The organism is Anaerococcus sp. Marseille-P3625 (assembly GCF_900232825.1).
In the GTDB taxonomy this organism is placed as follows: Bacteria; Bacillota; Clostridia; order Tissierellales; family Peptoniphilaceae; genus Anaerococcus.
Window position 1 is genome coordinate 570,521 of record NZ_OCTP01000010.1, and the last position, 14,016, is coordinate 584,536.

The window sequence follows — 14,016 nt, forward strand, 5'->3', positions numbered from 1 at the left end:
AATCCTCCTATTCTCCAGAACTCATCGCTTCAGCCATATCGATTTTCTTTAAATTTTTGTGAACAAAAATTATAAGAACAAGAAGTATTAGTATTGTTAAAGCTCCACTAAAAATATAGGCACTAGGGTGAGTTCTGTAAGCGAGTAGTACATTTTCTGGTGCAACTACAGCTATTACGTATCTAAACATAGCAATTCCTAAAACATAACCAAGCAAAATTCCAAGCAAAGTAAGAATTGAAATTTCTCTTGAGATGTAGCTAGTAACTTCTTTTGGATAAAATCCCAAAACTTTTATTGTTGCCAATTCTCTTTTTCTTTCACTAACATTGATATTTATCAAATTGTACAAAACTACAAGAGCTAGCATTATTGAAATTAAAGTTATTACTCCAATTACTAAATTTAAATTTGCCATCAATACATCTATTGATGAATAAATCACGCTTGTATTAGTAATCGCGTTTATAGAATTTTCATTTTCAATTTTCTTTATTATTTTATCTGAATTTCCCTTTAGATAAACTGCATTAGTTTGGTATTTTTCTCCTGTGACTTGTTCATACTTTTCTTTTGTCATGTAAATAAAATCACCAGTATAATTTTCAGAAAAATTTGTTACTTTGACTTTTATTTCTTTGCCATCTTTGTCAAATTTTATCAAATCATTTTTCTTTAAATTTAATTTATTGAAGGCCTTTTCAGTAATAACCGCTTCTTCTTTTGATAAATCTATAGCTTTTCCTTTGTTGGTGTGAAGACTTACAAATTTATCCAAATTATCTGTATCATTAAATACCACAAAATTTAGCTTACGTTTTTCATTATTTTTTGTGATTTTTACTTCTTGCATTTTTATTTGAAGGTGATCAAAATCTTCAATTTTTTTATAAAAACTTGCTAAATCAGATTCTTTTGATTTTTCATCAATTGCTGCAACAACATCGTAATGATTAATTGCATTTTTTTGTAAGTTCACTGTATCTTTTATTGAATCGATCATCGCAAAACCGAAAAATGTAAGAGCAGTGCACCCTCCAACGCCGAATAAGGTCATAAACATCCTAGATTTATACCTAAATAAATTCCTTGCGGTAATTTTTTGCAAAAATGAAAGTCTTCTCCAAATTGGACTTATCTTTTCCATTAGGATTTTTTTGCCAACTTCTGGAGATTTACCTCTAAGTAAGCTTGCAGGAGTTTCTCTAATGGTTTCATTTGAGGATAAATGAACAGTTATTGCTATCAAAAATGCTGATAAAAGTATAGCAAAAGCCATATAAGAAATTGGATTTACATAATCAATTCCTAAATTATTAAAACCAGATGAATAGGCTTTTATAATTACTTCTGCTACAATTAATCTACCCAATATAGCTCCAATTAGAGAGCCAATAATAGTCGGAATTAGACCGTAAAAATAAAATCTTTGGCTTATTTGTGAGTTTGTATAGCCCAATGATTTTAAAGTTCCATTTATAACTCTCTGCTCATCTATAAAACGTTTCATAGTTGTTAAAGAAACAAGCATTGCTACTAGATAGAAAAATGTCGGAAAAACTTTCGTCATTTGATCCATATTCAAACTATTTTGATAATAGGTATTTATCCCTTGATTTTCAAAAATATTTTCTACTGTGTACTTTGGATCAACTAATCTTGCCAAAGCATCTTTGCCATCTTCAATTTCAACTTCGCCATCGGCAATTTCTTTTTGGGCGTCATTTTTTTCTTTGGTAAATTTTTCTAAATTCTTATCGTATTCGTCTTTGCCATCTAAAAGTTTTTTGTAATTATCTCTAAGCTCTTTTTCACCCTTTTGTTTTTGGTAATTAAAGTCTTTTATTCCCTCATTATATTTTTGCCAACCATCAGCAATTTCTTTTTTGGAATTTGATATTTTATTCTTTGCCTGATCTAATTCTTTCTTTCCTGAAGTTTTTTGACTTTCTAGCTTACTTTTTCCTTCATTTAATTTCTTTATGCCAGAATTTATTTCACTTTGTTTTTGGTCAAGAATAGCTTTTTGATCATCTATCTTTGATTTTTCAGCATTGTACTTATTTTCTAGCAAAAGTTTGTTGGCCTTATAATCATTTAGACCCTCATTATATTGATTTTTTGCTTCTTCTAATTGAGCTTTCATATTTAATAAATCAGAAGCGCTTAAATTTTTGTATTCGTTTGGAATTTCCATTCCAAGATTATTTTTAGGACTTTGATTTAATAATTGTTCAAGTTTTAAAAGTTCATTTTCTTTTTGATCAATTTCTTCTTTTGCCTTATCAAGTTGAACTTTTCCAGCATTTAGCTTTTCTCTAGCTTTAGAAAATTCATCATCTAATAATTTATAGCCTTGGTTAATTTTTAAATAGCCTTCATCAATTTGTTTTTGGCCATTTTTTAATTCTTTCTCATTTTTAGCAATTTCTTCTTCAGCTTTTTTTATCTTATCATTAAAAATTGCTATATTTTCTTCATATTCTTTTTGACCATCTTTTAATTTTTTTTCACCGTCAATAAGTTCTTTTTTGGAAGATTCTAAAGATTTTTTCCCATCTAGGATTTTTTGGTCAAATGTTTTTTTGCCTTTTTCATAATCTTTAAAACCCTTATCAAGTTCTTCCTTTGCATCATCTAATTTTTTCTCTCCATCAGAAAGCTCTTTTTTTGCAGAATCTATGTCATTTTGAGCTTTTTTGATATCATCATTAGAATCTTTTTTTATTTTTTCTAAAACTTCTTTTGGTCTATTAGCAATATCTTTTTCGATTTTTTCTTTTTTATCTTCTACAAATTTCTCGTAATCCTTGCTTGTTTTATCTAAATTATTAGTATTTTTATATACAATATTTATTTCAGAAAATTTATCAGTATCAAAATTTTCTTCTAATACATAGGCATATCCACTTAATTCTTTTTTTGCAGCAAAAGAAAGCTCTCTCATATCTTCCATAAAATGATCAGAAGATTTGTAAAAGCCAACAACTTCATAGGTTAAATTTTTAAGAGCTTTTTCATCAAATTTTGAGTTTTTGATGTATTTTAATTTTATCTTATCCCCGATTTTATAAGAATCTTCTAAGGAATCTTCTAAGGCAATTTCATCTTTTTTCCTAGGCATATATCCTTTTGTAAGGACTGATTTTTTTATATTATCATTATAGGCTTTAACTCTTATCAAATTATCATCGATAAGAAGGTCGGAAGCTTTGATTTTTGTGATTTTTTCAATATCCTTATCTTTGCTTATTATCAAATCATCTTCATAATCCAAGCCATAAGTAGATTTAACTATTATATCTGGATGTTTGTAAGTATTAAGAGATTTATTTAAGGTATTTCTCATTGACGGCCCAGTTAAGGTCATTGCAACTACTACAAGAGTTGCAAGCCCAATCATTATAGCAATTGATAATACTTTACCTTTGTTATTTTTTATATCTCTCAAATTATTTTTCAAGTAGGTCTTGTTCATTTTTACCACTCAATTTCTTCGATATCTTCTGGACTTTCATTAATATAGTTTTCTATAATTTTTCCATCTCTAAGTTCAATTACCTGATCTGCCATTGGTTTTATAAGCGAGTTGTGGGTAATTATTATTACTGTTGCTCCCATTTTATGAGATGCATCTTGCAAAAGCTTTAAAATGTTTTTGCCTGTTTCATAATCTAGAGCGCCTGTTGGTTCATCACATAATAACAACTTTGGATTTTTTGTAAGAGCTCTTGCTATGGCAACTCTTTGTTGCTCTCCTCCAGAAAGTTGTGAAGGAAAATTATTTGACCTATTGCTAAGGCCAACTTCTTCTAAAATCTTTTTTGGATCTAGGGCATTTTCTGCAATTTCTGCAGATAATTCTACATTTTCCAAAGCAGTTAAATTGCCAACAAGATTATAATGTTGAAAGACAAAACCAACGTCATTTCTTCTATAACTAGTTAAATCAATATCGTTTAATTTGGATAAGTCCTTATCATCTATAAAAACTTCTCCAGAACTTGCTTTTTCCATGCCACCTAAAATATTTAAAAGAGTAGTTTTGCCGGCACCGGATGCACCAACAATAACTAATAATTTTCCCTTTTCAAGTGAAAAACTAATGTTATCATTAGCAACAATGATGCTACTACCAGATTTATATTCTTTTCTTAAATTGTTTAATTTTATGTATGCCATAAAAACCTTTCTAATATACTTTATAAATAATATTATACCAAAATTAGACTTTTAGTCATTGTATTATTATAAGAATTTTTTTAGAGTAAAATACTTATCAGGAGTTACCTATGCTAAATGAAAAACTTGATGCTTATTTAAAAGAAAATTATTATCCCTTTCATATGCCAGGAGCAAAAAGAACTGATATCTTACGTTCTGATTTGCCATACAAAAGAGATTTAACAGAAATTTATGGTTTTGATAATCTAAATGATCCTAGGGATATTTTTTTAAAAATGGAAGAAAAAATTGCTAAAATTTATAAGGTAAAAGATTCAATAATTTCTACCAATGGCTCAACTTGTGGAATTTTATCTACAATTAGAAGTCTAACTTATGAAAATAAAAATATTTTAATTCAAAGATCTTGCCATAAATCAGTTTACAATGCCATCGAAATTTTTAATTTACATAGTGATTATGTAAATGTTTCAGTTGATGATATTGGATCTATAATTGATATTTCTTATAAAGATTTGGAAAATAAATTAAAATCAAAAAAATACGCGGCTCTTGTCATAACTTCCTCATCTTATGAAGGCTATTATTTAGACTTAAAAAAAATTTATCAACTTACAAAAAAATATGAAACAGCCTTAATCTTAGATATGGCTCATGGTTCTCACAGCTTACTTTTTGGAAAATATGAGAATAATTTTGATATTGCAATAACATCTTTTCATAAAAATTTATCAGCACTTACACCTAGCTCAGCTGTTTTAATTAATGATCTAAGCTTATCAGATGAGATACGTAGAAATATGGCTATTTTCCAAACATCTTCCCCCTCTTATGTGGTCTTGCAATCAATAGATGAAATGCTTGAAAAATTTGATTCTTTTTATAAGATGTATGAAATCTTAGATTTATATTTAGATGATATTTACAATATAAATTTAGATAAACTAAAATTAATTGATAAAAAAAATAAAGATAGGTCAAAAATACTAATTTCTACAATAAATACAAATATTTCTGGGGAAATGCTGGCAAATAAATTAAGAGAAGAAAAAATTGAAATTGAAATGGCTTATCCTTCCTACGCCCTACTTATATCAAGTATTTTTGATAGAAAAGAAGGCTTTGAAAGATTAAAAAATGCCTTAGTAAAAATCGATAGAGCCATAGAATATAGAAATACAAATATGGACTTTTCCTATGAAATCCCTAAAAAATCTATGGAGATTAGTCGTGCAATCTTAGCTAGAAAAACTCTTATAGATTTAAATTTAGCAGAAAATAAAATATCCGCTCAGTTTGTTTACGCTTATCCACCAGGCATTCCAATAATTGCTCCAGGAGAGATTATTTCCAGAAATATAATTGACAATATCAAATATTTTCAAAAAAATTCTATTGATTTAAATATTGATGATAGGATTTTTATCCTAAATTGACAAATTATTATAAAACTGATAATATTAAGTTGTATAGCGATTATATAAAGGAGCATACATATGAAAAGAATAGTAACTTTAAACACTAGAAATCTTCACAAGAGCAAAGAAAATGGTGGTTGTGGTGAATGCCAAACCTCTTGCCAATCTGCTTGCAAAACATCTTGTGGAGTTGCTAACCAAGAATGTGTTAGCCATAAAGAAAAATAAGGGATTAGCCCTTATTTTTTTCTTTTGTGATTTATTTAAGTTAAGGAGAAATGATGATACACCAATATAAAGCCAAAGGCTTTAATATAGTTTTAGATACATTTAGTGGTTCAGTCCACGCTGTCGATGATGTTACTTATGAGATTATTTCCTTATTTGAAAATTATAATAAGGATGAGATTAGAAAAAAGTTAGAAAAATATAACTTATCAGATGAAGAATATGATGAAGCTTATGAAGAAGTTAATAATTTAGTTAAAGAAAATTTGTTATTTTCAACTGATAACTTTTCAAATTTATCCATAGATCTTAATAAAAGACCAACTTACGTTAAGGCAATTTGTCTTAATGTAGCTCACACATGCAATCTTTCCTGCCAATATTGTTTTGCAAAGGGTGGCAAATATCAAGGAAAAGATGCCCTAATGACTCTTGGAACTGCCAAAGATGCGGTAGATTTTCTTATAAAAAATTCTGGAAATCATTATAATCTTGATATTGATTTTTTTGGTGGAGAGCCACTAATGAATTGGAAGGTTGTAAAAGAAACTGTAACTTATGCAAGAAGTTTAGAAGAAAAATACAATAAGCATTTTAATTTTACCCTTACAACTAATGGCATGCTTTTAGATGATGAAAAAATTGCATATCTAAATGAGAATATGAAAAATGTGGTATTATCTCTTGATGGCAGAGCTGAAGTACATGATAATTTTAGAAAAACCTTATCTGGTAAGGGTTCTTTTGATCTTGTAGTTCCAAACTTTCAAAATTTTGTTAAGCAAAGAAAAGATAAGGAATACTATATAAGAGGAACTTTTACAGCTAATAATCTTGATTTTACAAATGATATAAAAACTTATCTTGATTTGGGATTTAAAAGAACATCACTTGAGCCAGTTGTGGGAAATTCCAAGGAAGATTTTGCCCTAAAAGATGAAGATTTGCCTTTTTTGTATGACCAATACGAAAAATTAGCCGATATGATGATAGAAGCAATTGATAAGGATGACGAATTTATTTTTTATCATTTTATGATAGATCTTGAAAATGGTCCTTGTGCTCAAAAAAGAATAAGTGGTTGTGGATCTGGGAGCGAATATATGGCAATTACTCCTGATAGATCCTTATATCCTTGCCATCAATTTGTTGGAAATAGCGATTTTGTAATAGGAAATCTTGATCAAGGAATTCTTAGAAATGACTTGATAAACGAATTTAAGACTTGCAATTGTTATTCCAAAGAAGAATGTAAAACTTGTTGGGCAAGTATGTATTGTTCTGGTGGCTGTGCTGCAAATAATTACAATGCTAACGGCGATATAAATTCAACTTGCGATTATTCTTGCAAACTATTTAGAAAAAGAATTGAAATGGCAATAGCTATTAAAATTTACCAATATATGAAAGAAGCTTAAAAAATAGAACTCTTTATTGATTAGCAACTAATCTAAAGAGTTCTTTTTAACTTAATCTATGTTCTGATGTTATTGCTAGTGCTTTTACTTCCCTAGCATTTTTTTCTTTTAAAACTTTTCCAATTTCCTTTACGGTATTTCCAGTCGTTATAATATCATCAATTATCAAAATAGATTTATTTTTTAAATCAGAGTCTATACTAAAAGCTCCCTTTAGATTATAAGATCTTTCTTCTTTATTTAGCTTATGTTGGGCTTTTGTTTCAGAAATTTTTCTAAAATTTTCAAGGTAATTTGGCTTGATTTGGTCAATAAAATAATCTGTTATCATTTTGATATGGTCAAAACCTCTTTTGTTTAAGACTTTTTTTGAAGATGGTGATGGTAAAATATAATCGCATGAAAACAAATCATTTACTTTGCCATAATCAAAAATCATGCTGGCGAATACTTTAGCTAAAGAAGTATTTCTATTAAATTTGTAATCTGCTACTAATTTTTTCATTTCTTCGTTGTAGTAATAGATAGCATGAGCAGAAATATCATCAATATCAAATTTATTTGCCACATAATCCAATTTTTTCAAGCATTTTTTGCACAAAGAATGATGGGAAATAGGATTTTCCTTGCAAAGATAGCAGGTATTTTTATCCAAAAATAAAAAGTCAATCAAAATTCATATTCTCCATTTCCTTTATCCAATAGGATAAATTTGTAAATCTTTTGTTGGAATAATTATTATCTATCATTTGCTTTAAAATTCTTTTTTCTCCAACTAAGACAAGCAATTTTTTAGCACGTGTTATGCCTGTGTATAGTAGATTTCTATTTAAAAGCATTGGAGCAACTTGCATCATCGGGATTATTACACAATCAAATTCTGAACCTTGTGACTTATGAATTGTAATTGCATAGGAAAGTTCCAAATCTTTTATATCTTCTTTATTGTAGCTTACCAAAGATCCATCATAAAAAATTACCTTTATCATCTCTTCTTGATAATCTATACTGTCGATAAAGCCAATATCACCATTATAAACTCCCTCAGCATCTACTGATGAATTTTCTGGAATTAGATCATAATTATTTCTAATTTGCATAACTTTATCATCAACTTTAAAATTTTTATCATTTATTTTAAGGCTTTTTTCTGATTTATTTAACAATTTTTGAAGATTTTTATTGATATTTTGAGAACCCCAATTAGTTTTTTTGCTTGGACATAATATTTGTATATCTTTTATGCTGTCAAAGTTATAAAATTTTGCTAGTCTATTGGAAACTAAATCTCCAAGTACAAAATCAAAATTATTCTGATTTGCCTCTATGAAAAAAAAGTCCTTGTCAGCTTCATTTAATATCGGGTACTGACCCTTGTTTATTCTATGAGCATTTACTATGATATTTGATTTAAGTGATTGCCTATAAATTTTTTCAAGTCTTACGGTTTTGATATTTGTATTTATAATATCTTTTAAAACATTTCCAGGGCCCACAGAAGGAAGTTGGTCGCTATCTCCTACCATAATTAGGGCTGTATTTTCAGAAATAGCTGATAAAAGTTGTCGCATCAAATAAATATCAACCATACTCATCTCATCTACGATAATATAATCTTTATCAATTGGATTATCTTGATTATATAGGGCGACTTTTTCTTCAGGTTTGATGCCTAATAGTCTATGAATTGTGTAGGCTTGTTCGTTTGAAGATTCTTGAATTCTTTTTGCTGCTCTGCCAGTTGGTGCAAGGAGAGCATAAGTTAGTTTGTTGTCGGTTAATATTTTTGTAATAGCCTTTATAACTGTGGTTTTTCCAGTACCAGGACCACCAGTTATTACTAAAAGCATATTCTTAAAAGCCTCAGTAATTGCGTTTTCTTGCTCTTTTGAAAATATAGAGAAATCAAAATCTATATCTACATCAAAAATATAAGGACTATTTTTCTTTAAAAATAATGCGGTTGCTATAAATTTTTCAGCCTTAAACAAGGAATTTTTGTAAACATATTTCTTATCTTCTATTATGACAATGTCGATTTTTCTCTCGATAGCATCATCGTCTATCTCTTTTTTTATATCTTCGCTTGTGATATTTAATAGCTTTGAAACTTTTTTTACAAGCAAATCGTATTCTATAGAGCAGTGACCGTTAAAATCAGCTTCGTAGGATAAAATATAATTTATACCAGCCGAAATTCTAAATTTTGAATTTGATGCTATTTGCATATTAAAGGCAATTTTATCAGCAATAGCAAAGCCTATGCCAGAAATATCTTCTACTAGCTTGTAGGGGTTTGATTTGATGATATCTATGGTGTTCTCCTTATAAAGCTTATAAATTTTCATTGATAAGTTGTAGGAAATATTTAAGTTTTGTAAAAATAAAATGGTATCCCTTGATTCTTTTAGATCATTTGATGAAATTTTAATTTCTTCTAATTTTTTCTTGCCAATGCCTTTTATTTTTAAAAGCTTCTCAGGATTTTTGTAAATAATATCGATGGAATCTTTGCCAAATTCATTATATATAACAATAGCAGTTTTTTTGCCTATTCCTTTGATATTTGAATTGGCAAGAAAATTTATAATTCCTGTCTTGTCATTTGGTTTTACTAAACTTATAGAATCTACATTTATCTGTTCACCATATTTATCATGATAAACAAAAGTTCCAATGATATTTACATTGTCGCCTTCATTAAAAATAGGCATAGTACCAACACAAGTTATAGAATCGTCAGATGTTTTTAGCTTTATTATAGTATAGCCATTTTCTTCATTTCTATAAATTATATTAGTTACTATGCCTTTAATTTCCATTTATTTTTCTTTAACTCTCTTTATGTCAGCTCCCAATTTTCTAAATTTACCCTCAAGGTCGCTGTAGCCCCTATCTATATGATAAATATCAGAAACTCTAGTTTCGCCTTTTGCTGTAAGTCCAGCCATAACTAAAGCTGCACCAGCTCTAAGATCTGTCGCTTTTACGCTAGCTCCATGGAGTCTGTCAACGCCAACAACAGTCGCCCTATTGCCACTAGTTGCAATCGCAGCTCCCATTTTGTTAAGTTGTTCAACATGCATAAACCTATTTTCAAAAACAGTTTCTTGAATTTTACTTTCTCCATTGCAAACTGTCATTAGTGCCATAAATTGAGCTTGTGCATCTGTAGGAAAACCTGGATATGGTAGAGTTTGAACATTGGTTGGTTTTAACCTATGATTAGTACTAACTCTGATTATATCCTCATCTTCATATTCTTCTACACTTGCTCCCATTTCAATAAGCTTTGCTATGATTGGTCTAATGTGAGATCCTATAACATTTTTTATTGTTACATCCCCTTTTGTCATCACTGCAGCAATCATATAACTTGCAGCCTCAATCCTATCAGGGATGATTGTATGACGAGCTCCTGTAAGTTTTTCAACTCCTTCAATCACAATTGTAGATGTTCCAGCTCCTTTAATTTTTGCACCCATTTTTGATAAAAATGAAGCCAAATCAACAATTTCTGGTTCTTTTGCTGCATTTTCTATGGTTGTTTCACCTTTTGCTAAAGTTGCTGCCATCATTATATTTTGTGTAGCACCTACTGATGGGAAGTCAAGATATATTTCATTGCCAAAAAGCTCACCATCTGTTGTTATTGAAATCTCATCATCATTTACCATGCTTTCTGCACCTAGTGCTTGAAAACCCTTAAGATGTAGATCGATTGGTCTTGCACCAATATTACATCCTCCAGGAGCTTTTGTGTAGGCTTTTTTGAATCTTGATAAAAGAGGACCCATAACCACAAAAGATGCACGCATTTTATCCATCAATTCAAACGGAGTTTCGCAGGTGTTTATATTTGAAGAATCAATTCTTACAGTTTCATCATCAATGTATTCAACCTTACTGCCTAAATGTCTTAAAACATCAATCATTATCTCCACATCTTTTAGCTTTGGAACTGCTTCTAAGATAATTTCTTCAGTTCCCAAAACGCAAGCTGCAAGTATTGGTAAGGCTGAGTTTTTTGCTCCTGATATACAAACCTCTCCCTCTAAAGGCTTGCCTCCATTTATTACTAATATTTCTTTATTATCCATTTAATATTCCTTTATTTTGTGCCAAATAATCTATCTCCCGCATCGCCAAGACCTGGTACAATATAACTATTTTCATTTAATCCTTCATCAAGTTGAGCTACAGTTATAGCCACATCTGGATGCTCTTTGCCTAATTTTTCTAGGCCTTCTGGAGCTGCAATTATAGAAAGTAATCTTATAGAATTACAACCTTTTGCTTTAAGGTTTTCTATTGCATCGCAAGCAGATCCACCTGTAGCAAGCATAGGATCAATTACAAAAATGTCTCTTTTATCAACATCTAGTGGTAGTTTTGAATAATATTCAACTGGTTTTAAAGTTTTCTCATCTCTATACATACCAATATGTCCAATTTTGGCAGCTGGGAAAACTTCCAAAACTCCATCAACCATTCCAAGTCCTGCTCTAAGAATTGGCACAATACCAAGCTTTTTACCTGATAGTCTGTAGCCAGTTGTTTTTGTTATTGGAGTTTCAACTTCATATTCTTCTAATTCTAAATCCTTGCTGGCTTCATAAGCTAAAATCATTGCAATTTCTTTAATTATTGATCTAAACTCATTTGATCCAGTATTTATATCTCTTAAAATAGAAATTTTGTGTTTAATTACTGGGTGGTCTAATACTTTTACTCTCTCTTGCATAATCTCTCCTATAAGTAAATTACATTTCCTGATGCTGATTTTTTCATCCTATTCATTATACTCTTACCCAAGTTTATTTCTTCAACTCCTTGAGCTAGGATTACATCTACATTTTCCATATCCATCAATCTTAAGGATGTAAATAAAACATGACTCATATAAGATAAGTCAGCTTTATCTCCTAAGCTAATTAAAAAATAGTCCTTAAAATCATTCTTATATTGATCAAAAACTAATACACCAACTTTTAATCCTTTTTCTTCTAATTCCAAAGCCTTTGTTTTTATAGCTTCTTCTGATTTTTCTCCTAGGTAAACTTCCATTTTTGCTTTTGGTGCATAATGTTTATATTTTTGTCCTGGAGATTTAGGAATTTTTGAATTATCAACTAAGCTATCATCTAATCTTACATCTGATAAAATTTCTTTGATAAATTCAAAAGTATAAAATCCTGGCCTTAAAATAGTTGGAATATCTTCACTCATGTCAATTACAGTTGATTCTATTCCAATATCAGATTCTCCACCATCTAAAATGAGCTTGATTTTGCCATTCATATCATTATATACATCATCTGCTCTTGTTGGAGATGGCTTTCCTGAAATATTGGCACTTGGTGCTGCTATTGGAGTATTTGAAGTTTCGATTAGGCTTTGTGCAATCTTATTGCTTGGAAATCTAATAGCTACAGTATCAAGTCCTGCAGTTATAATATTTGGTATTATCTTTGATTTTTTAAAAATTATAGTTAGTGGGCCTGGCCAGCACTTATCTATTAATTTTTTTGATTTTGGATCTATATTTTCTACTAAATTATACAACATAGATATATTAGAAATATGTAAAATTAATGGATTATCTGATGGCCTACCCTTAGCTTCAAATATTTTTTTACATGCATTTTCATTTAGTCCGTCAGCTCCTAATCCATAAACAGTTTCTGTAGGAAAAGCTACAAGCTCACCATTTTTTATAAGGTCACTTGCTTTTTTTATAATATTTTCATCTATATTTTTGCTATCTAATTTAGAAATCTTCGTAATCATATTTTGCCTTTTCTTCTAAATTTTCTATCTGTTTTTTTATATCATCATCGATTATCAAGGTATAAGTAGGATCCATGTGTATGCTTAGTTTTATTCCCACTTCTTTTTTTATTCTTTTTTGTATATCTGTTATAAGCATATGGGCAACAAGCAAAGATAAATTTTGTGCAATTTCAACATCCACAGAACCATCTACATGACCTTTTCCGTATTCGTGGATTTCCAAATTATGAAAACCTACTATAAAATCATTATCAAGAAGTATAATTGAAATTTTTTCTTCAATTTCCGGATTTATTCTTTCGCCAATCAAATAATTTAGCGTATCCTTAAACATATTAAATCCAGGGATAAAGACTGCTACAGATAAGAAAATACCTGCAATTGCATCTACATTGAAATCCACGTATTTTTGGATATATAAACTTATAATGATTGCAAGTGTTGATAAGATATCGTTTCTTGAATCTACCATAACTCCATAGTTTAGCTCAGAATCTAATTTAAAATAGAGTCTCCTATTTAAAATATAAATATAAATTTTTGCCAAAATACTTAAAATAAGAATTAAAGCAATTGTAAAATTCATTTTTACAAAATTATCTTCTTTGAATTTGCCAATAGAGTTTAGAAATAATTGAAATCCTACATACATTATTAAAATTCCTACAAACATAGAAACTAAAAACTCCATCCTCCCATGGCCGTGAGGATGCTCTTTATCTGCAGGTTTTCTACTTAATTTTGAACCCAAAAATGCTAAAATAGCAACCATTGTATCAGATAAATTGTTAAAGGCGTCGTTTATTATACTTGCTGAATTTGCTATTAGGCCTATCACTAACTTGCTGATAGCTAGTATTATATTTAAGATAATGGATATTGAAGATGAAAGAGAAATTAATTTTAATCTCACTTCAGGATTATCCGTATTTTTGTAGTCCTTAATAAATTTTTCAGAAAGAAAATTAAACAAA

General features: G+C 29.3%; 11 protein-coding genes. 3 read left to right on the forward strand and 8 right to left on the reverse strand.

Features of this window, described 5'->3' with window-relative positions; translation table 11 throughout:
* Positions 1-7: 7 nt before the first annotated feature.
* Entirely contained in the window at positions 8-3,478 is a 3,471-nt protein-coding gene (locus CS884_RS04120; protein WP_099320804.1) for an FtsX-like permease family protein, read from the reverse strand.
* A 2-nt stretch (positions 3,479-3,480) separates the two neighbouring features.
* Complete coding sequence (locus CS884_RS04125; protein ID WP_099320805.1) at positions 3,481-4,182, reverse strand: ABC transporter ATP-binding protein; 702 nt, start codon at positions 4,180-4,182, stop codon at positions 3,481-3,483.
* A 110-nt stretch (positions 4,183-4,292) separates the two neighbouring features.
* On the opposite strand from CS884_RS04125, the gene CS884_RS04130 reads away from it, so the two are divergent.
* Genes CS884_RS04130 through scfB form a run of 3 tightly spaced genes read left to right on the forward strand, consistent with a single transcriptional unit; the run spans position 4,293 to position 7,249 of the window.
* Entirely contained in the window at positions 4,293-5,621 is a 1,329-nt protein-coding gene (locus tag CS884_RS04130) for an aminotransferase class V-fold PLP-dependent enzyme (RefSeq protein WP_099320806.1), read from the forward strand.
* A 60-nt stretch (positions 5,622-5,681) separates the two neighbouring features.
* Positions 5,682-5,831 carry a six-cysteine ranthipeptide SCIFF gene (scfA, locus tag CS884_RS04135; RefSeq protein ID WP_099320807.1) on the forward strand — a complete coding sequence of 50 codons (150 nt, stop codon included), beginning with the start codon at positions 5,682-5,684 and terminating at the stop codon, positions 5,829-5,831.
* Between the two features lie 53 nt (positions 5,832-5,884).
* The gene (gene scfB / locus CS884_RS04140) at positions 5,885-7,249 is read left to right on the forward strand and encodes a thioether cross-link-forming SCIFF peptide maturase (protein ID WP_099320808.1); all 1,365 of its coding nucleotides are present in this window, start codon (positions 5,885-5,887) and stop codon (positions 7,247-7,249) included.
* Between the two features lie 46 nt (positions 7,250-7,295).
* On the opposite strand, the gene CS884_RS04145 is transcribed toward scfB, so the two are convergent.
* The 6 genes from CS884_RS04145 to CS884_RS04170 are packed head-to-tail and all read right to left on the reverse strand — an operon-like array spanning position 7,296 to position 14,015.
* A complete protein-coding gene (locus CS884_RS04145) occupies positions 7,296-7,922 on the reverse strand; it encodes a ComF family protein (RefSeq protein ID WP_257875748.1) in 627 nt (208 codons plus the stop codon).
* Positions 7,915-10,071, reverse strand: a complete 2,157-nt coding sequence (locus CS884_RS04150; RefSeq protein ID WP_099320810.1) for an ATP-dependent RecD-like DNA helicase — start codon at positions 10,069-10,071, stop codon at positions 7,915-7,917. Before CS884_RS04150 ends, CS884_RS04145 begins: the two co-directional genes overlap by 8 nt.
* On the reverse strand, positions 10,072-11,349 hold the full coding sequence (gene murA, locus CS884_RS04155; RefSeq protein WP_099320811.1) for a UDP-N-acetylglucosamine 1-carboxyvinyltransferase: 1,278 nt from the start codon (positions 11,347-11,349) through the stop codon (positions 10,072-10,074).
* 11 nt (positions 11,350-11,360) lie between these two features.
* Positions 11,361-11,993 carry a uracil phosphoribosyltransferase gene (gene upp / locus CS884_RS04160; RefSeq protein WP_099320812.1) on the reverse strand — a complete coding sequence of 211 codons (633 nt, stop codon included), beginning with the start codon at positions 11,991-11,993 and terminating at the stop codon, positions 11,361-11,363.
* A gap of 8 nt (positions 11,994-12,001) precedes the next feature.
* A complete protein-coding gene (locus CS884_RS04165) occupies positions 12,002-13,039 on the reverse strand; it encodes an L-threonylcarbamoyladenylate synthase (protein WP_099320813.1) in 1,038 nt (345 codons plus the stop codon).
* Positions 13,020-14,015, reverse strand: coding sequence for a cation diffusion facilitator family transporter (locus CS884_RS04170; RefSeq protein WP_099320814.1), 996 nt, complete (start codon positions 14,013-14,015; stop codon positions 13,020-13,022). The genes CS884_RS04165 and CS884_RS04170 overlap by 20 nt, the downstream gene beginning before the upstream one ends.
* Position 14,016: the final 1 nt, after the last annotated feature.